The organism is Acrocarpospora phusangensis, from assembly GCF_016862995.1.
Taxonomy (GTDB): Bacteria; Actinomycetota; Actinomycetes; order Streptosporangiales; family Streptosporangiaceae; genus Acrocarpospora; species Acrocarpospora phusangensis.
Genome location: NZ_BOOA01000119.1, coordinates 1 through 18840, shown reverse-complemented (window position 1 = coordinate 18840; position 18840 = coordinate 1). Strand labels below are relative to the sequence as shown.

21 protein-coding genes and 1 riboswitch are annotated in these 18840 nt (G+C 68.6%); of the genes, 8 read left to right on the top strand and 13 right to left on the bottom strand.

The features are described from left to right. Positions 1 to 98: 98 nt before the first annotated feature. From Aph01nite_RS38030 to Aph01nite_RS38015, 4 genes are all read right to left on the bottom strand, one after another. A complete protein-coding gene (locus Aph01nite_RS38030) occupies positions 99 to 299 on the bottom strand; it encodes a cold-shock protein (RefSeq protein WP_030452168.1) in 201 nt (66 codons plus the stop codon). Between the two features lie 334 nt (positions 300 to 633). After that, on the bottom strand, positions 634 to 909 hold the full coding sequence (locus Aph01nite_RS38025) for a MoaD/ThiS family protein (protein WP_204045928.1): 276 nt from the start codon (positions 907 to 909) through the stop codon (positions 634 to 636). Between the two features lie 31 nt (positions 910 to 940). Beyond that, complete coding sequence (gene thrC / locus Aph01nite_RS38020; protein ID WP_239162285.1) at positions 941 to 2185, bottom strand: threonine synthase; 1245 nt, start codon at positions 2183 to 2185, stop codon at positions 941 to 943. A 14-nt stretch (positions 2186 to 2199) separates the two neighbouring features. Next, positions 2200 to 2338, bottom strand: a riboswitch (SAM riboswitch). A 57-nt stretch (positions 2339 to 2395) separates the two neighbouring features. Next, positions 2396 to 2956: an RNA polymerase sigma factor gene (locus Aph01nite_RS38015; protein ID WP_204045926.1), complete on the bottom strand. Its 561-nt coding sequence runs from the start codon at positions 2954 to 2956 to the stop codon at positions 2396 to 2398. Positions 2957 to 3042: 86 nt separating this feature from the next. On the opposite strand from Aph01nite_RS38015, the gene Aph01nite_RS38010 reads away from it, so the two are divergent. After that, positions 3043 to 4497, top strand: a complete 1455-nt coding sequence (locus Aph01nite_RS38010; protein WP_204045925.1) for an alpha,alpha-trehalose-phosphate synthase (UDP-forming) — start codon at positions 3043 to 3045, stop codon at positions 4495 to 4497. 54 nt (positions 4498 to 4551) lie between these two features. Next, positions 4552 to 5715, top strand: coding sequence for an MFS transporter (locus tag Aph01nite_RS38005; RefSeq protein WP_204045924.1), 1164 nt, complete (start codon positions 4552 to 4554; stop codon positions 5713 to 5715). On the opposite strand, the gene Aph01nite_RS38000 is transcribed toward Aph01nite_RS38005, so the two are convergent. From Aph01nite_RS38000 to Aph01nite_RS37990, 3 genes are all read right to left on the bottom strand, one after another. Further along, entirely contained in the window at positions 5693 to 6271 is a 579-nt protein-coding gene (locus Aph01nite_RS38000) for a hypothetical protein (protein ID WP_204045923.1), read from the bottom strand. The genes Aph01nite_RS38005 and Aph01nite_RS38000 overlap by 23 nt on opposite strands. A 10-nt stretch (positions 6272 to 6281) precedes the next feature. Continuing rightward, complete coding sequence (otsB, locus tag Aph01nite_RS37995; protein WP_204045931.1) at positions 6282 to 7079, bottom strand: trehalose-phosphatase; 798 nt, start codon at positions 7077 to 7079, stop codon at positions 6282 to 6284. A 79-nt stretch (positions 7080 to 7158) separates the two neighbouring features. Next, positions 7159 to 7413, bottom strand: a complete 255-nt coding sequence (locus Aph01nite_RS37990) for a DUF3263 domain-containing protein (protein WP_204045922.1) — start codon at positions 7411 to 7413, stop codon at positions 7159 to 7161. Between the two features lie 163 nt (positions 7414 to 7576). Between Aph01nite_RS37990 and Aph01nite_RS37985 the strand changes: the two genes are divergently transcribed. Together Aph01nite_RS37985 and Aph01nite_RS37980 are read left to right on the top strand one after the other, a co-directional pair. Then, entirely contained in the window at positions 7577 to 8704 is a 1128-nt protein-coding gene (locus tag Aph01nite_RS37985; protein WP_204045921.1) for a S8 family serine peptidase, read from the top strand. A 144-nt stretch (positions 8705 to 8848) separates the two neighbouring features. Then, on the top strand, positions 8849 to 9160 hold the full coding sequence (locus Aph01nite_RS37980; RefSeq protein ID WP_204045920.1) for a hypothetical protein: 312 nt from the start codon (positions 8849 to 8851) through the stop codon (positions 9158 to 9160). Positions 9161 to 9222: 62 nt separating this feature from the next. Here the strand turns inward: Aph01nite_RS37980 and Aph01nite_RS37975 are convergent, their stop codons facing one another. The 5 genes from Aph01nite_RS37975 to Aph01nite_RS37955 form a co-directional block, all read right to left on the bottom strand. Further along, the gene (locus Aph01nite_RS37975; RefSeq protein ID WP_204045919.1) at positions 9223 to 10242 is read right to left on the bottom strand and encodes an ABC transporter ATP-binding protein; all 1020 of its coding nucleotides are present in this window, start codon (positions 10240 to 10242) and stop codon (positions 9223 to 9225) included. Next, positions 10226 to 11266 (bottom strand): ABC transporter ATP-binding protein, encoded by a 1041-nt coding sequence (locus Aph01nite_RS37970; protein WP_275419352.1) that lies wholly within the window; start codon positions 11264 to 11266, stop codon positions 10226 to 10228. The genes Aph01nite_RS37975 and Aph01nite_RS37970 overlap by 17 nt, the downstream gene beginning before the upstream one ends. A gap of 12 nt (positions 11267 to 11278) precedes the next feature. Beyond that, the gene (locus Aph01nite_RS37965; protein WP_204045918.1) at positions 11279 to 12199 is read right to left on the bottom strand and encodes an ABC transporter permease; all 921 of its coding nucleotides are present in this window, start codon (positions 12197 to 12199) and stop codon (positions 11279 to 11281) included. Next, positions 12192 to 13133, bottom strand: a complete 942-nt coding sequence (locus tag Aph01nite_RS37960; protein ID WP_204045917.1) for an ABC transporter permease — start codon at positions 13131 to 13133, stop codon at positions 12192 to 12194. The genes Aph01nite_RS37965 and Aph01nite_RS37960 overlap by 8 nt, the downstream gene beginning before the upstream one ends. Before the next feature lie 110 nt (positions 13134 to 13243). Further along, positions 13244 to 14902 (bottom strand): peptide ABC transporter substrate-binding protein, encoded by a 1659-nt coding sequence (locus Aph01nite_RS37955; RefSeq protein WP_204045916.1) that lies wholly within the window; start codon positions 14900 to 14902, stop codon positions 13244 to 13246. 477 nt (positions 14903 to 15379) lie between these two features. On the opposite strand from Aph01nite_RS37955, the gene Aph01nite_RS37950 reads away from it, so the two are divergent. From Aph01nite_RS37950 to Aph01nite_RS37935, 4 genes are all read left to right on the top strand, one after another. Continuing rightward, positions 15380 to 16294 (top strand): ABC transporter permease, encoded by a 915-nt coding sequence (locus tag Aph01nite_RS37950; protein ID WP_204045915.1) that lies wholly within the window; start codon positions 15380 to 15382, stop codon positions 16292 to 16294. Positions 16295 to 16346: 52 nt separating this feature from the next. Next, complete coding sequence (locus tag Aph01nite_RS37945) at positions 16347 to 17141, top strand: ABC transporter ATP-binding protein (protein WP_204045929.1); 795 nt, start codon at positions 16347 to 16349, stop codon at positions 17139 to 17141. 131 nt (positions 17142 to 17272) lie between these two features. Then, positions 17273 to 17809, top strand: coding sequence for a YbhB/YbcL family Raf kinase inhibitor-like protein (locus tag Aph01nite_RS37940; RefSeq protein WP_239162284.1), 537 nt, complete (start codon positions 17273 to 17275; stop codon positions 17807 to 17809). Positions 17810 to 17890: 81 nt separating this feature from the next. Beyond that, positions 17891 to 18067: a hypothetical protein gene (locus tag Aph01nite_RS37935; RefSeq protein ID WP_239162283.1), complete on the top strand. Its 177-nt coding sequence runs from the start codon at positions 17891 to 17893 to the stop codon at positions 18065 to 18067. Positions 18068 to 18177: 110 nt separating this feature from the next. Here the strand turns inward: Aph01nite_RS37935 and Aph01nite_RS37930 are convergent. Next, on the bottom strand, positions 18178 to 18840 hold a 663-nt coding region (locus Aph01nite_RS37930), incomplete at its 5' end, for a hypothetical protein (protein ID WP_204045912.1).

Here is an 18840-nt window from a genome sequence, read left to right as displayed (position 1 = left end):
AGACACGGCCAAGCCGCGCCGATCCGGAGGATCGGCCAATGGCAGAGCCCGGTTACCGCCCCACGCGGTTACCGGGCTCTTTCTCGTCGTTGCCTGGATCAGACGGTCCGGACAGCCTCCGCCTGCGGGCCCTTCTGACCCTGGGTGATGTCGAACTCTACTCGCTGGCCCTGCTCAAGGGCCTTGTAGCCGTCCATCATGATTGCCGAGTAATGGACGAAAACGTCCTTACCACCGTCTACCGCGATGAAGCCGTAGCCCTTGTCCGCGTTAAACCATTTGACGGTGCCCTGCGCCACTTTCCGACTCCTCTTGCTGGGCTGGCGACGGACCATACCCATTCCACCGCATGGTCCGTGACCTTTCGAGCCGGAACGATTACGTTCTCTCCGGCCACGTCGATCGTTCTCGACCATACCTGTAGCAAGCCGTGGACCAACAGAGTCAATCCGTACTTCGATTGCGCCCGAACATGCTTCCAAGAAGGCTAGATTTTGGATTTGTGATTACATAGTCGCGAAATGCACCATATGCCATAGCACCGATTAAGCTTCGATAACGATAGAACCCCATGTCAACACGGAAACACCCACGCACTGTAGGAGTACGTGGGTGTGCAGAGTCCGTGCGAGGTCAGCCGCCGGCGACCGCCGGGATCACCGAAATCTGTGCCCCGTCAGGGGTGGAAGTGTCCAGTCCGTCGGAGAATCGGACGTCCTCTTCCCCCACGTACACGTTGACAAAACGCCGGATCTTGCCCGATTCGTCGAGGATCCTGGCCCCGATGCCGGGGTAGTCCGCGTCCAGCTTGGACAGGACCTCACGGAGGGTTCCGCCTTCTCCGGCCACCTCGGCCGCGCCGCCGGTGTACGTTCGGAGAATCGTCGGAATCCGCACCGAAACACTCATTTGGCCGCCCTCTTTCGTTGTTCGGAATCAGTTAGTTGGCGAAAGCCGTACGAAATGCGTCGAGAGACGGGCGGATAACCGCCGCCGGACGGGCCTCGGCGGAGACGGCGTCCAGGGTCTTGAGGCCTTCGCCCGTGTTGAGGATGACGGTCTCCGCGTCGGGGTCGAGTTTGCCGTTCTCCAGGAGTTTGCGGGTCACGCCGAGGACCACGCCGCCGGCGGTCTCCGCGAAAACGCCCTCGGTCCGGGCCAGCAGGCGGATGGCGGCCACGATCTCGGGGTCGGTGACGTCCTCCACGGCGCCGCCGGTGCGCCGCGCGATGTCCAGCACGTACGGCCCGTCGGCCGGGTTCCCGATGGCCAGCGACTTGGCGATGGTGTCCGGCTTGACCGGCTGGACCACGTCGTGGCCCGCCTTGTACGCGGTGGACACCGGCGAGCACCCCTCCGCCTGGGCGGCGAAGATCCGGTACTCCTTCGGCTCCACCAGCCCCAGCCGGATGAGCTCCTTGAACCCCTTGTCGATCTTCGTCAGCTGCGAGCCCGACGCGACCGGGATGACGATCTGGTCGGGAATGCGCCACCCCAGCTGCTCGGCTATCTCGTACGCCAGAGTCTTGGACCCCTCCGCGTAGTACGGCCGCAGGTTGACGTTGACGAAGCCCCACTTCTCGCCCAGCGAGTCCCCGATGAGCTCCGAGCAGAACCGGTTGACCTCGTCGTAGGTGCCGTCGATGCCGACCAGCCGCCCGCCGTACACGGACGCCACGACGATCTTGGCTTCCTCCAGGTTGGCGGGGACGAACACGCACGAGTCCAGCCCGGCGCGGGCCGCGGCGGCGCCGACCGCGCCGGCCAGGTTGCCGGTGGAGGAGCAGGACAGCGTGTGGAAGCCGAAGTTCCTGGCGGCCTCGACGGCGATGGCCACTACCCGGTCCTTGAAGGAGTGGGTGGGGTTGCCGGAGTCGTCCTTCACGTAGAGGGCGCGCATGCCCAGTTCGCCGGCGAGGTTGTCGGCCTTGACGAGCTTGGTCCAGCCGGGCTGCATGTTGGGCTTGGTGCTCACGTCCACGGGGACGGGGAGCAGACTGCGGTACCGCCAGATATTGGTCGGACCTGATTCGATGTCCGCGCGGGTCACATCGCCGAACTCGTACGCCACCTCAAGAGGACCGAAACACTCGATACAGGCGAAGTTCGGGCCGATCTCATAACGGGTTCCGCATTCGCGGCAGGAGAGAGCGGTCGCGGGTCCGAAGTCGGTGCTGAGCGCCATGAAGCGAGGCCTTTCCCTCATCTTCGCCTGCGACCACCCTGGTCACAGGCCGGAATTGGCACCTGTTCCGATCGGCCTCGCCACGTAACGAGCGCAATCGGAATGGTTGCCGGGGCTTCGCAGGGCCGGTCCCTCCACCCCTCTGGATGAGCAAATATTCAGTTGTCGCAAAAACTGTACCTCGCGTCCCCGAGCCCTCGGCAACCCGTCTCACTTGCCGAGATAGGCATCCCCCAGCGCGGACTGGATGTACTTGCGGGCCTGGTGGATGCGGGATTTGGCGGTGCCGAGGGGGATGCCGAGCTGCTCGGCGACCTCCGCGTAGTCCAGTTGCACGATGTCCCGCAGCACCAGCGCGGCGGCCAGTTCCGGCTTCTCGTACTCCAGGGACTCCATCGCGTCCAGCAGGTCCAGCCGGGAGCCGGCGATCACGCTGACCCGGCGCGGGTCGGGCCGGTGGTCGGGCAATTCCTCGGAGGTCTGCTCGGCCGCCCGCCGCTTCAGCGACCGGTACGTGGTCCGCGCGCAGTTCGCCGTCACGATGTGCAGCCAGGTGCTGAACCGGGACCGCCCCTCGAACCTGCCGATGTTGCGCGCCACCGCCAGCAGCGTGTCCTGGCACGCCTCCTCGGCGTCCTGCCGGTAGGGCAGCAGCCGCTCGCAGTGCCGCAGCACGTCGGGCTCGATCCGCCGCAGCAGCTCCCCCAGCGCGCGGTGATCGCCCCCGGCCGCGGTGGTCGCCAACTCCTCAGTAGTCTCGTCCAGCGCCATCTCGCACACGCTCCAAGGACAGGCCGGGCCGCATCGAGCGCCGGAGCGATTTCCTGACATCCTATTGCCGAGGACAGACTTTATTAATGTCTCCGGCATCGTGGGGTGTGCCACCAGTGAGTTCAACGTTGATCGCCTCGAATCGCGGCCCGGTCTCGTTCACCCTCTCCGAGGATGGCGCGCTCACCATGCGCAGGGGCGGCGGCGGTCTGGTATCCGGCCTGTCGGAGGTGGCCAGGGACTCCGAGCTGCTGTGGGTCTGCGCGGCGCTGTCGGACGGCGACCGCAGCGCCGTACGGCTCGCGCCCGGCGGGCGCCTGGACGGGGCCGGCTACGACACCGGCCCGCTGCGCATGCTGGACATCGCCCCCGCGGTCTTCCACCGGGCCTACAACGCGGTGGCCAACTCCACGCTCTGGTTCGTCAGTCACCTGCTGTACAACACCCCGTTCACCCCCCATTTCGATGGAAGGTTCCAGCGGGAGTGGGAGTCCTACCAGGACTACAACGGCGCGTTCGCGCTGGCGCTGGCCGAGGAGGCCGGTCACGAGGCCCGGGTGATGATCCAGGACTACCACCTCACCCTGGCCCCGGCGATGCTCCGGGTGGAGCGCCCCGACCTGCGGATCGCGCATTTCTCGCACACGCCGTGGGCGCCGCCGGACTACTTCTCGGTGCTGCCGGACGAGGTCGGCGTGGAGATCCTGGAGGGTCTGCTGGGCGCCGATCACGCGGGTTTCCTGACCGAGCGCTGGGCGGATGCCTTCATGGACTGCTGCGAGGCGTTCCTGGGGGCACGGGTGGACCGCGCAGCGCGTACCGTCCGATATCAGGACAGGGTCACGCACGTGGGGGTGCACGCCCTCGGGGTGGACGGGCCGGCGCTGCTGGCGCGGGCGGCCGAGCCGGACGTCGAGTCGCATCTCCAGGTGATCAAGGAGCAGGTCGGGGACCGGCGGCTGATCGTGCGCATCGACCGGACCGAGCTGTCCAAGAACATCGTCAGGGGCATGGCGGCCTACCGGGAGTTCCTGGCCGAGCATCCGGAGTGGCACGGCAAGGTGGTGCACCTGGCCTTCGCCTACCCCTCCCGGCACGACCTGCCGGAGTACCGGGAGTACACGGCGGCCGTGCAGCGCTGCGCCCAGGAAATCGAGGACGAGTACGGCACCGACGACTGGGACCCGCTCATCCTCAACATGAACGACGACTATCCGCGCTCGCTGGCCGCCTACCGGCTGGCGGACGTGCTGCTGGTCAACCCGATCAGGGACGGCATGAACCTGGTCGCCAAGGAGGGCCCGATCCTGTCCCAGCGCTGCGCGCTGGTGCTGTCCAGGGAGGCGGGCGCGGCGGCCGAACTCGGCGCGGACGCGCTCCTGGTCAACCCCTTCGACGTCTCGGGTACGGCGACCGCGCTCCACGACGCGCTGGTGATGCCGGAGGAGGAACGGGTGAACCGGGCGAGCCGGCTGCGCGCGGCGGCCACGGCCCTACCACCGCAACGCTGGTTCGCCGACCAGCTCGACGCGCTGGCCTGACAGGACCGACCTGATACTTTTGCCCTGATAACTGACTAAATCAGGGGATAATTGGTGACAACGCGAATCCAGGCCATCACGTTCACCAGAGACCGGCCGACCTGGCTGATCTACCTCATCCTCGCCACCTTCTCCACCTACCTGTACGGCCTGTCGGCCGCCATCCCCCTCCTCCGCGCCGAACTCGGCGTCACCCAGGCGGTGGCCGGTCTGCACGCCACCGGCATGGCCGTCGGCGGGATCCTCACCGGCCTGGCCATCCCCCGGATCACGGCCAGGATCGGCCGCCGCGCCGCCTGCTGGACGGGCATCGCCGGCATGAACGTGGGCATGCTCATCGTCGCCTTCGGCCAGAGCCTGCCGATCACCCTGCTCGGCTACACGGTCGCCGCGGGCATGGCGGGCATGACCCTGTTCATCTCCATGGCCGTGCTCACCGACCACCACGGCGCGGCGGGCCCGGCCGCGATCAGCGAGGCCAACGCGGTCGGCGTGCTCCCCGGCATCGTGGCCTCCTTCGCCTTCAGCGTGCTGGCGAGTTCGGCGCTGGGCTGGCGGGCGGCGCTGTTCGTGCCGATCGTCCTGTCGGCGCTGCTGGCCCTGACGATGGGCCGGGTCTGGGTGCCGGAACGGCCGGTCGCGCCCGTGGCGGAAGGCGGGCCGAGACTGCCCTTCGGGGTGCGCTTCCACCTGGCCGGCGTGGTGCTGCTCTGCTGCGTGGCGCTGGAGTTCGCGTTCAACATGTGGGCGGCCGAACTGCTCGCCCAGCGCACCGGGCTGAGCCCCGCCACGGCGGCCACCGGGCTGACCGCGATGCTGATCGGCATCGCCCTCGGCCGGCTGACCGGAGTCCAGCTGGCGCTGCGTTTCCCTGTCCACCAGATGCTGATCGGCGCGCTCCTGCTGGCGCTCACCGGCTGGGCGGTGTTCTGGTCCAGCACGGTCCCGGTCGTCGCGTACGCCGGGCTGGTGATCACCGGGCTGGGTATCTCGCTGCACTTCCCGATGGCGCTGAGCCGGATGATCGAGGCCTCCGGCGGGCGGCCGGATCAGGCGTCGGGGGCGGCGTCGGTGTGGGCGGCGCTGGGGGCGGGCGCGTCGCCGCTGGTGCTCGGCGCGCTCGGCGACGGGTTCGGCACCCACACCGCGTTCCTGCTGGCCCCCGTCCTGATCGGACTGGCGACCGGCAGCGTGCTCAGTTCCAGGCAGCGTTCTTGAGGATGGCGGGCAGCGCGGGGGTGCGCCACTGGTCCACGACCAGGATCTTCGAGGCGGGCAGGAACCATTCACGCTGGTAGAAGTGGCCCTTGACGGTGGAGTTCGTCTGCCCGACCTTCAGGCAGGCGGCCTTCCACTCCCGGTAGTTCGCCTTGTGCCCCGGCCCGACCTGGCGCAGGCCCTTGGCGGCCAGCTTGAACTCGCCGGTCCACAGATTCTTGTCGTACACACAGGGGGAGACGTCGCTGGCCGGGTAGAACGGACGGCTCGGCTCGTACGGGGAGAAGCCCTCGTGGCCGACCTTGATGGCCTCCGGTCCGAGCACCCAGAAGCTGCGGCAGCCGGAGTCGCGGAACCCGGTCGGCTTGGGGCAGCGGCCGGTCACCACACGGGTCCAGTCCTTGCTGACCCTGAAGACCTTCCACGCCTTCGGGATGCTCAGGGTCAGGCCCTTGCGCAGGTGCAGCGGCTTGGTCGTGGCGGCGGAGGCGGGCGCGGGCACCGCCGCGACCAGCGCGAGGCCGCACGCCACCGACAACAGCGATTTCTTCAGCATGGCCGGGACGCTACTGATCCCGGCTTGTCATCGACTTGTGAAGTGCTTCAAGCAGGGCGACCACGCCTGGGGGCCCGTCGACCACGACGTCGGCGCTCTCGGCCAGCTCGGCCACCTCGGCGGAGCCGCTGCACACCCGTACGCCGGGGATGTCGGCTTCGATCACCGCGGCGAAGGCGGCCAGGTCGCCCAGGTCGTCCCCGATGAACATGACCGAGCGCGCGGACACCTCGGCGAGCACCTCGCGCAGGGCGCGGCCTTTGTCCATGCCGGGCCCGCGCAGTTCCAGCACCTTGCGCCCGGGTTCGACGACCAGCTCCGCCCGCCCGGCCAGCAGCGCCACCGGCTCCCGCAGGGCCTCCAGGGTGCCGTCCGGGTCGGCGCAGTTACGGGTGTGCACGGCCACCGCGCGGCCCTTGTCCTCGATCTTCACGCCGTCGGCCGCAGGGCCCAGGGCGGCGATCAGGGCGGGGAGCTCGTTGCGTACGAGGTCGAGACCGGCCGGGGCGGGGGGCGCGGACAGCTGGCCGCCCTCCCAGCGCTCCAGGCCGTAGTGGCCGAGGATGAGCAGGCCGGGCACGTCGATCAGGTCGGGCCCGTCCGGGGTGTCGCCGAGCGCGATCGCGGTGCTCGGCGGGCGGCCCGTGATGACCACGATGCGGGCGACGTGCTCGGCGAGGCGGATGAGCGCGGCCGGCGCGGCCGGATGGATCCAGGCGGCGGAGGGGTCGGCCACGATCGGGGAGAGCGTGCCGTCGAAGTCGAGGGCGATCACCGCCCCCGCGGGCTCCGACACGATCATGGCCATCCCCGCCGCGCCGCGGTCGGTCCGCACGGTGACTCCTGCGACCTGCACATGTCCCCCTTGATCGTGCCGTCGGTCAACCCTAGCCCGAGTCGCCCGAGCGGCGGGCGGCGCGGTTCCTGCGGCGGCTGCCGCGCAGCCTGAGCAGCCGGTTCACCAGCGCGGGGTCCGCGGCCAGCGCCTCGGGGCGATCGATCAGCTCACCCAGGAGCTGGTAGTACCGGGTGGTGGAGAGGCCGAAGGTGTCCTTGATGGCCTGCTCCTTGGCGCCGGGGTAGCGCCACCGCTGGTTCTCGAATTCGAGGATCTGCCGGTCCCGTTCGGATAGCTCGTCCACTTACGTCCCCCTCGGGGCAAGGGCCTTCATCGTAGCCCGGCCGTCGAGGCGACCAAGAGCGCCTATCCCCCATAACCGTACGTATCGGACCGTTCACTGAAACGTCAGCTTGAATCATCGGACGCGTGCCAGAATGTTGCCCCTTGATCCAAGGGAGCGGCCGATGAGGATGCTGCTGCTCGGGGTGCTCCCCACGTGTCTGGCCGCCTGCCTGGTGACGGGGGCGGCGGCCGTACCGTGGCCGAAGGACGGGCTCGCCGAGAGCGCGCGCGGCCGCCAGTGGCCGCTGCGGGCGATGGACGTCCGGGACGCCTGGCAGCGCAGCCGGGGCGCCGGGGTGACCGTGGCGGTCCTGGACACCGGAGTGGACGCGCGCCACCCCGACCTGACCGGGGTCGTGGCGCAGGGCCCCGACCTGACCGGGGCGGGACCGGCCGGCTCGGTCCGGCACGGCACCGCCATGGCCAGCCTGATCGCCGGGCGCGGCCACGGCCCGGGACGGGCGCTCGGCGTGCTGGGCGTGGCCCCGGAGGCCGAGATCCTCTCGGTGCGGGTCACCCTGGAGAACGACGACCCGCGCCGCGCCGACGCCCGGATCAGCGCCCGCACCCGGCTCGCGGTGGCCCGCGGCATCAGGTACGCGGTGGACCACGGCGCGCAGGTGATCAGCATGTCCCTGGGCGGCGGGGAGGGCAGCTACGAGGGCTCCCCCGCCGAGGAGGACGCGGTCCGCTACGCCCTGGGCAAGAGCGTCGTGCTGATCGCCTCGGCGGGCAACGACGGCGACGGCGCCAACCGGCGCAACTTCCCGGCCGGCTACCCCGGCGTGATCGCGGTCGGCGCCGTGGACGAGCGGCTGCGCTGCGCGCCCTTCTCCAACCGGCACGACTTCCTGTCGGTCGTGGCCCCGGGCACCGGGATCGTCAGCGCGGACGGCCCCGGCTCGTACGTGGTCGCCGACGGCACCAGTTCGGCGGCGGCGTTCGTGGCCGGCATCGCCGCCCTGGTCCGATCCCGCTACCCGGCCCTCACCGCCATGGAGGTACGGCAGGCCATCCAGGACGGCGCACGCCCCCACCCCCCGGGCGCCGCCGACGCGTACGGGCACGGCGTGGCCAACGCCCTGGGCGCGCTGCGGGCCGCGGAACGGCTGCACCGGGTTCCCCTGGCCGCCACCGTGCCCCGGCGGCCCCACATCGAGGTGGACCACGACCGCTCCCGGCAGCTGATCGGCCTCGCGCTGCTGCTGGTGGCGGCGGCCCTGGCCGCCCGCGTGGCGGTCACCAGGTGATCCCTTTAACCACGGGCCCGCGATCATTGCCAGAACCTGACCAGGCGTCACGTTAGGCCGGAGCGCGAGGGGTATAACGAGGCGTGATTACAGCGAGTAATCGTCCTGTGACCCGTTAGCGGGTTCCTTCCGGGGGGAAAATATATGATCCGCCGTATTCTTGTGACCTCTGCCTGCGCCGGCCTGCTCGCGCTCGGCCCCGCCGCTGCCGCTTCGGCTGACGCGGTTCCCCACGCCGACCCGGTCAGCGACCTGCTCGCCGGCGGCGGTCCCGGCGGCCTCGGCGGCCTGCTGAGCGACCTGCTCGGTGGCCCCGGCGGCCTCGGCGGCCTCCTGAGCAACCTGCTCGGCGGCAGCGGAGCCACCGGTGGCGCCGGCGGCGGTCTCGGAGAGCTGACCGCCACCCTGGACGGCGGCAACATCGAGCTGCCCGACCTGAGCGCGACCCTCAAGTAACCATTCGCCGAAGGGCCGCCACCGATCCGGTGGCGGCCCTTCGGCGCGTCGATCCGCGTGACTCAGCCGGTGGCGTGGACCACGTCGTGCGCCTCGGCGAAGTGGCACGCGCTCGGGTGCCCGACCCCCGGCCGGATCTGCAGCAGCGGCTCCTCCTGCGCGCAGATCTCCTGGGCCTTCCAGCACCGGGTCCTGAACCGGCAGCCCGACGGCGGGTTGGCCGGCGACGGCGGGTCGCCCTGCAGGATGATCCGCTCCCGGCTCTCCCGGCCCTCCGGGTCCGGCACCGGCACCGCCGACAGCAGCGCCTGCGTGTACGGATGGGACGGCCGGTCGTAGATCTCGGTGTCCTTGCCGATCTCCACGACCTTGCCCAGGTACATCACCGCGACCCGGTCGGAGATGTGGCGGACCACCGACAGGTCGTGCGCGATGAAGATGTAGGCCAGGCCGAACTCGTCCTGCAGCCGCTCCAGCAGGTTGATCACCTGCGCCTGGATGGACACGTCCAGCGCCGACACCGGCTCGTCGCAGACGATGATCTCCGGCTGGAGCGCCAGTCCGCGGGCGATGCCGATGCGCTGCCGCTGGCCGCCGGAGAACTGGTGCGGGTACCGGTTGATGTGATCGGGGTTGAGGCCGACCACCTCCAGCAGGTCCTGTACCTTCTTCCGCCGGTCGCCCTTGGGCGCCACCTCGGCGTGGATCTCGAACGGCTCCCCGACGATGTCGCCCACGGTCATCCGCGGGTTCAGCGAGGTGTACGGATCCTGCATCACCATCTGGATGTTGCGCCGGATGCGCTTCAGGTCGGCGCCCTTGGCGGTGGCCAGGTCCTTGCCGGCCACCCGTACCGAGCCCGAGGTGGGGGTCTCCAGCGCCATCAGCAGCTTGGCCAGGGTGGACTTGCCGCAGCCCGACTCGCCCACGATGCCCAGCGTCTCGCCGCGGTGCAGGTCGAACGAGACCCCGTCCACCGCCTTGATCGAGCCGATCTGCCGCTTGACCACGATGCCCTGGGTCAGCGGGAAGTGCTTGACCAGGTCGCGCACCTCCAGGATGAGTTCACCCTTGGACGCCATCGAGGACCTCCCTCCAGTAGTGGCAGGCACTGCTGCGGGTGCCGCTGATCTCGTGCAACGGCGGCACGTCCGTGACGCAGTCGTCCTGACGGTACGGGCAGCGCGGGTGGAAGGCGCAGCCCGTCGGCATGTCCAGCAGGTTGGGGGGCAGGCCCTTGATCGCGTACAGCTCCTGGCCCTTGAGGTCGACCCGGGGGATCGACTCCAGCAGTCCCTTGGTGTAGGGGTGGGCCGGGTTCTTGTACACGTCGTGGACCGGGGCGTTCTCGACGATGCGCCCGCCGTACATGACGGCGATCTTGTCGGCCACGTCGGCGACGACGCCGAGGTCGTGGGTGATCAGGATCATGGCCATGTTGCTGTCGCGCTGGAGCTCGGCCAGGAGTTCCATGATCTGGGCCTGCACGGTCACGTCCAGCGCCGTGGTCGGCTCGTCCGCGATCAGGACCTCGGGGTCGAGGGCGATCGACATGGCGATCATGATGCGCTGCCGCATGCCGCCGGAGAACTGGTGCGGGTAGTCGTTCACCCGCTGCCGGGCGGCCGGGATGCGGACCCGGTCCATCAGCTCGATGGCCTTGGCGTACGCGGCCTTCTTGCTCATGCCGCGGTGCACCCGGAACATCTCGGCGATCTGCCAGCCCACGGTGAACACCGGGTTGAGCGCGGACAGCGCGTCCTGGAAGACCATGGCGATCTGCTGGCCGCGGATCTGGGACCGGGCGTTGTCCGACAGTTTGAGCAGGTCGGTGCCGCGGAAGCGGATCTCGCCCTTGGGGATGTTCGCGGGCGGCATGTCCAGGATGCCCATGATCGCCTGGGCGGTCACCGACTTGCCGGAGCCGGACTCGCCCAGCACGGCCAGGGTCTCCCCGGCGTGCAGCGCGTACGAGACGCCGTTGACCGCGCGGACCAGGCCCTGGCGGGTCTTGAACTCCACGTGCAGGTTGTCCACCGCCAGCAACGGGGCGGTGCCGAGGTTGTCCGCGGGCAGCAGATGCGTGTCGACGGATGGGTTTTTCACTTCTGGCACCTCCTATCGAAGCTTGGGGTCGAGCGCGTCCCGTACGGCGTCGCCCAGCATGACGAACGCCAGCACGGTGATGCTCAGGAACAGGGCGGGGAACAGCAGCGGAGCCGGGGCCTCCAGGAACCGGTTCCGGGCGTCGGCGATCATCAGGCCCCAGGAGATGTCCGGGGACTGGATGCCCACGCCGAGGAAGGACAGGCCGGCCTCGGCGGCGATGAACACGCCCAGGTTCATCGTGGTGACCACGATGACGGGGGCCAGCGCGTTGGGCAGGATGTGCCGGATCATGATCCGGATCGGTCCCGCGCCGAGCGCCCGCGCGGCCAGCACGAAGTCCTGGCTCTTGGTGGTGATCACCGCGGCCCGCATGATGCGCAGCACCAGCGGCCAGGCCAGCACCGACAGGGCCAGCACCACGCTGCCGATGCCCGCGTTGTCGCGGCCCACCACGGCCAGGATGAGCAGCGCGCCCAGGATCGACGGGATGGCGAAGAAGATCTCCGCGACCCGGGACAGCAGCACGTCGGTCCACCGGCCGTAGAACCCGGCCAGCAGGCCCAGGAAGCCGCCGACCAGCGAGGTGACCAGGGTGGCGACGATGCCCACGATGATCGAGACCCGGGCGCCGTAGATCACGCGCGAGTAGGTGTCGCAGCCCAGGTTGTCGCTGCCGAACCAGTGCGTGGCGTCCAGGCCGTCGCGGGCCCTGGCCAGGTCACAGGTGGACTTGTCGAAGGCGTCCAGCGGCGAGAAGAGCGAGGGGAAGGCCGCGACGATCACCAGCAGCAGGGCCAGCGCCGCGCCGAACAGGAACACCTTGCTGTGCCGCAGGTCGTACCAGGCGTCCGACCACAGGCTGGCCGGCTTCTTGCCCTTCCCCGACTTTGCGTGCTTGGGCGGCGAGGCCGTGATCGTGGAGTTACTCATAGCGGATCCTGGGGTCGAGTACGGCGTACAGCAGGTCGACGATCAGGTTGGCCAAAACGTAGATCAGCACGAGGACCGTGACAATCCCCACGACCACCGAGTTTTCCCGGAGGTAGACGGACTGGAACAGCTGCTGGCCGATGCCGGGCAGGTTGAAGATCGTCTCGGTGATGACCGCGCCGCCCATCAGCGTGCCGAGGTCGGCGCCCAGATAGGTGACCAGCGGAATCAGCGAATTTCGCAGTGCGTGCCTGCCGAGCACCCGCCGCCGCGGCATGCCCTTCGCGATCGCGGTCCTGACGTAGTCCGCGCGCAGCGTCTCCATCAGGCTGGTTCTGGTCAACCGGGTCAGGTACGCGATGGACGTGCCCGCCAGCACCGCTCCGGGGATGAGATAGCTGCGCCACCCTTCCGCGATTCCCGCGACGGGGAAGAAGTCGATCCCGGTGGAGGTCTTCAGCTGCACGCCGAGCACCAGCTGCAGGACGAAGCCGCTGACCAGGGTGGGGATCGAGACGAGGATCAGGGTGATGGCCAGGATGCCGGTGTCCGACCACCGGCCGCGGCGCAGCGCCGCGATGAGGCCGAGCCCGATGCCCACGACGGCCTCGATGATGAGGGCCATCAGGGCGAGGTTGAGGGTGACCTGGAACTTGCCCTCGAAGATGGTGGACACGGGCAGGCCGCGGAAGGTCATTCCGAAGTCGCCGGTGAAGATGTCCCGGATGTAGTAGCCGTACCGGACGATCAGCGGGTCGTTCAGGTGGAACATTTCCCGCATGGTCGCCGCGAATACGGGGTCCACGCGGCGGTCACCGGCCAGGGCCTGCAGAGGGTCGCCCGGCAGCGCGTAGACGATTGCGAAAATGAGGAACGTGGTGCCAAGCAACACAGGGATCGCCTGGAGCAGGCGCCTGACAACGTAGCGGCCCATTCGGTCTCCCGATCATGACAAAGGGCAGCCCACTTGCAACCGAGCGGGCTGCCCCTAAGAGTGATGGCCCATCCCGTGCGACTCAAGAGCCGCACGGGATGAGAACCGACTTAGACCTTCTCGACGTTGAACAGGTCGATCCGCTCAAACGGGTCGATCTTCACGTTCTTCACGTGCTGCGAGTAGGCGCCGTTGGTCTGGTAGAAGTACACCGGGATGTACGGGAGCTCCTTGAGCAGGATGTCGTCCGCCGCCTGGTAGGCCGCGATGCCCTCTTCGAGGGTCTTGGCCGAGTCGCCGGCCTTGATGTGCTCCTCGAACTCCTTGTTGTTGAAGCCCGAGTAGTTGGAGCCCGCGCCGGCCGCGAAGATCGGCTTGAGGTAGTTCTCCGGGGACGGGTAGTCCATGATCCACGCCATGCGGAACCCGCCCTTCCACTTCTCGGCGCCCAGGTCGTCGAGGATGGTGGCGAACTTCTCCACCGGCTTCGGCGTCACTTCGGCGCCGAGGTTGGTGCGCAGGTTGTTCGCGACGGCCTCGATCCACTCCTTGTGGCCGCCGTCCGCGTTGTAGCCGATCTCGATCGGGCCGAGGCTGGCGCCGCCGGCCTGGTCGTACAGCGCCTTCGCCTTGACCGGGTCGTAGGTGCAGGCCTCGCCGCAGGCGCCCTGGCGGTAGCCGGAGACGACCGGGCTGATGAAGTCGTCGGCCGGGACACGGGTGCCGGAGAAGACGGTCTCGGTGATCGTCTTGCGGTCGATCGCCATCGAGATGGCCTTGCGGGCGTCCGCGTTCTTGGCGTAGTCGGCGCCGTTCTTGATCGGGAAGCCGATGTAGCCGATACCGGAGGACGGCTGCTCGATGTAGCGGTCGCCGAACTCGGCCTTGGCGCTGCCGATGGCCTCGGCGGGCAGCTGGTCCATGATGTCCAGGTTGCCGGCCTGCAGGTCACGGTACGCGGTGTTCAGGTCCGTGTAGATCTTGAAGTCGACCGCGTCGATCTTGGCCTTGCCCTCCTTGTAGTCGTCGTTGCGGACGACGGAGATGGCCTGGTCCTTGCCGCGCTCCCAGGGCTTGGCCATCTTGAAGGGGCCGTTGCCGATGGGGCTCTTGCCGTACGCCTCGGTGACCTTGCCGTCGGGGCCGAAGGCGGCCTTGGGCATCGGGTAGAAGGCGGTGTAGCCCAGCATCGTGGGGAAGCCGGAGAACGGGTTGGTCAGCTGGACCGTGAAGGTCAGGTTGTCGACGACCTTGAGGCCGGACAGCGTGGTCGCGGTGGCGGCGGGCGCGACCTGCTCGCCCTCGCCGTCCGGGTCGACCGGGTTCATCTCGGCGTAGCCGGCGATGCTGCCCATGAAGTAGTTGCCCTCGTACGCGTTGGCGCCGTTGGCGGTGTAGTTCCAGGAGTCCACGAAGCTCTGCGCGTCAACGGCGGTGCCGTCGTGGAACTTGTAGCCGTCCTTGAGCTTGATGGTCCAGTTGGTCTGGTCATCAGACGTGATCGACTCGGCGATCTGGTTGATCGGCTTCTTCTCGGCGTCGTAGTTGACGAGGCCGATGAAGAGGGCGTTGAGCACCTCAGCGCCGCTGGTTTCCGCGGTGTTGCCCGGGACGAGTTCGTGCTGGGGTTCGGCGATCTCGACCCGAACCGGCTGCGCCGCAGCCGTGCCACCACCGGTGGCCGGGGTCTCGCCGCCGCCACAGGCGGCGACCGCGAGCGCGAGCAGCGCGGAGCCGGCGATGATCTGTGCGCCCTTGGTTACGCGCATAGTGAGTTGATCCTCCCTCAAAGGATGGGCTACGGCGCTGAGCTGCGGGATGTCCATGCGGCGCGCCCCCTGGCCCCTTATGAGGTCCCGGATTTGCAAACACGGTCAAAACAGCTGACGCCCTGCCAGTCGTCCGCGAGCATCCCTCACCACCTGCTGCAGACTTGTCTCTGCTGCGTTGCAGTTCGGTCACACGTGCGTCAGTCGGGCGTCACACGCATTCCAACAAGCTTGGCTTAAATGTGTATCCCATGGCCAAACCACTCATCAAGGTACACATGACTCCTAACTGGTCAAGCCGGGAGGTCGGCTTTGAGGCGGGGGTCTCGCTCTTGTCCCCATATCAGGACGGCTTGGGCTACCGTTGACCAAGCTGTGGCGTACTGTGCCGCGGCGGCCGTACGGAACCACCCGTGAGGAGCCAACGGATGACCATCGCAGGCTCTTCGTTCACCAGCATCCAATAGAGTCCTTGCCATGAGCCAGCCGGAATCCGCCGTCGCGGACGCCCAGGCGGGCGGCCCAGCGACGGATTCGCTGGCCGATCTCGCCCGACGCCACGGGCTTCGCCGTGCCATCGCGCGGCCGAGCCTGCCGTCCTATGTCCGCCAGCTGTGGGCACGGCGGCACTTCGTGCTCAAGTACGCGACGTCCCGGAACGTCTCGAAATACTCGGACTCGGCGCTGGGGCAGCTCTGGCAGCTGCTCACCCCGCTGCTGAACGCCGGCGTCTACTTCCTGATGTTCGGCGTGATCCTGGACCAGCAGAAGGACATCCCGAACTACACCGCGTTCCTGATCACCGGTGTCTTCATCTTCACCTTCACCCAGCGCACGGTGACCGGCGGGGCCAAGTCCATCTCCGGCAACCTGTCCATGATCCGGGCGCTGCACTTCCCCCGGGCCGCGCTGCCCCTGGCGTACGCGGTGCAGGAGCTCCAGCAGCTGGCCTGGTCCATGGGCGTGCTGGGGATCATCGTCCTGCTCACCGGGGAGGAGATCACCACCCGCTGGCTGCTCATCCCGGTGGCGCTCATCCTCCAGCTGGTCTTCAACATCGGGGCCAGCCTCTTCATGGCCCGCATCGGCGCCTTCGCCCGCGACATGAACCAGCTGCTGCCGTTCATCATGCGCACCTGGCTGTACGCCTCCGGAGTCTTCTTCAGCATCCCCGCCCGGGTCGACGACTTGCCCGAGTCGCTGGGCTTCATCAGGTACGTCCTGGAGCTCAACCCCGCGGCGGCGTACATCGAACTGATGCGAGATCTACTCATTAGCGACCATAGCCCGCCACAATGGGCGTGGGCGACTGCCATATTCTGGGCCGTGTTCGCCCTAGTTGTCGGCTTCTGGTACTTCTGGCGGGCCGAGGAGAGGTACGGCCGTGGCTGAGGCAGAGGTGGTGGCGCAGGGGGCGGCTCAGCCGGCCAAGGGTGCCCAGGCTATGGAAAGGGTGTGGCCGGTGTCCGCCGAGGAACCACAGGCGTCACCTGTCGGCACTCCCACCGTCATCGTCGACGACCTCCACATCGTCTACAAGGTGTACGGCGCGGCCAGCGAAGCCGAGAAGGGCAACGCGGTCAACGCCCTGCTCCGGCTGGTCAAGCGCCAGGGCCGCCCGCAGATGAAGGAGATCCACGCCGTCAAGGGCGTCTCCTTCGTGGCCAGGCACGGCGACGCCATCGGCATCATCGGCCGCAACGGCTCCGGCAAGTCCACCCTGCTGCGCGCCATCGCCGGCCTGCTGCCCCCGCACAAGGGCGCCGTCTACACCGACGGCCAGCCGTCCCTGCTGGGCGTCAACGCGGCCCTCATGAAGGAGCTCACCGGCGAGCGCAACATCGTGCTCGGCTGCTACGCGATGGGCATGACCCCGTCCGAGGTCCGCGCCCAGTACGACGACATCGTCGACTTCTCCGGCATCGGGGAGTTCGTGCAGTTCCCCATGTCCACGTACTCCTCCGGCATGGGCGCCCGCCTCCGCTTCGCCATCGCCTCCGCCAAGACCCACGACGTGCTCCTCATCGACGAGGCCCTGGCCACCGGCGACCGGGAGTTCAAGCGCAAGTCCCAGGAGCGCATCATGCAGATGCGCAAGTCCGCGGGCACCGTCTTCCTGGTGGCGCACAACCTCGACGTCATCGAGGAGACCTGCAACCGGGTCATCTGGCTCCACAAGGGCAAGGTGAAGATGGACGGGGACCCCACCGAGGTCATCGCCGCGTACAACAAGGCCTGAAACTTCGGGGGCCGGATGGTGACGTCCGGGTGTCCGCGAGGCGACATCCGGGGATGGCTTGGCGTCGGGAGGGCCGACGTACCAGGATGGGGTGCGACGAGAGATCACCCATCTGGCCATCGGAGAATGCCGTGCCTACGCCGCCTCCCATTCCTTACGACCACCTGCCCGAGGTCCCGGAGCTGACCGTCGAGAGTGACGACGTCAGCGACGCCGTGACCCTGCCGGCCGCGCACGTCTTCAATGGATGGGGCTTCACGGGACAGAACCTGTCGCCGCAGCTGCGCTGGTCGGGCGCGCCGGAGGGAACCCGGAGCTACGCGGTCACCTGCTTCGACCCCGACGCGCCGACCGGCTCCGGCTTCTGGCACTGGGTGCTGTTCGACATCCCCGCGGACGTGACCGAACTCCCGACGGGCGCCGGCTCGGGCCCGGACTTCAAGGGCCTCCCCGAGGGCGCCAAGCACACCCGCAACGACTTCTCCACCAAGGAGTACGGCGGCGCCGCCCCGCCGCCCGGCTGGCCGCACCGCTACCTGTTCGCCGTCCACGCCCTCAGCGTCGAGACGCTCGACGTGGACACCGACACCCCGCCCGCCGTGGTCGGCTTCAACGTCGTCGCCAACACCCTTGCCCGCGGGTTTATCGCACCTATATACGAAAGCTGATGCGCCAGTGCCCGCCGTTCCCCTATGATTCGAACGTAGATTCGACCTGAGGGAAGAACCGCGATGCGCTGGGAGGGCGGGATGAGTGAGCTGGTGACGGCCATCGATCATTTGGCCGCCGAGGATCCGTCCGAACTACCGCGAGGCCTGCTCGCCGCGCAGCTCGTCGAGCTGCACTGGCAGATGGCCAGGCTGCAAGCCCAGATCGCCCGCCGCACCTCGGTGCGCCCGCCGGGGGATGAGCGCGAATACAACTGAACGGAAACACGCGTCGGCCGGGTCTCCCTGGGGAGGCCCGGCCGATGTCGTCTGTGCGGCTACGTTGACGTGGCCACGCCAACGTGTCCGGCGAAACTCGCGGATGCGCGTTAGTTGAGAATCTCGCCCAACTCGATCGATCGGGCCGCGGAAAGCAGGTCGAGCGGCGCGCTGGAACCGCTGAGACCGTGGAGCACTCCGTCCACCGCGCGGCCGACGGGGGCGACCAGGTTGGTGACGGGGGTGGTGAGGTCGCCGGCGACCGTACCGGTGAGCTTCTCGGCGACCGGTGCGACGGCGCTGCGGAGGTTGAGGGAGCCGATCGAGGGCGTGCCCGAGGCGATGTTGCCGAACTGGGTGACGTTGGCGACCTCGGCGACCGTGCTCTCGGTGCCGCCGATGACGTTCTGGACCGTGCTGGTGAGGCCCGCGGTGGCCCCGCTGAGCCGGGCCGCGCTGCCGGTCACGTCCTGGACCACGCCGCCGAGGGAGGCGACGGTCTCGTTCACGTCGACCGGCACCGAGCCGAGCGAGATCTGGAGGGTGTCGAGCAGGGCGTCGAGGCTGACCGCGTCGGAGGTCATCATGCGACGGCCGTTGAGCGCGGGGAGCGCGGGGAGCGCGTCCGTGACGCCGGGGAGAGCGTCCGTGACGCCGGGGAGAGCGCCGGTGACGCCGCCGAGCCCGCCGGTGAGGCCGCCCAGGGTGCCGGTGACCTGCTCGACCGGGCTGCCGCTACCACCGAGCAGGCCGGTGACGCTGCCCAGCGGGTT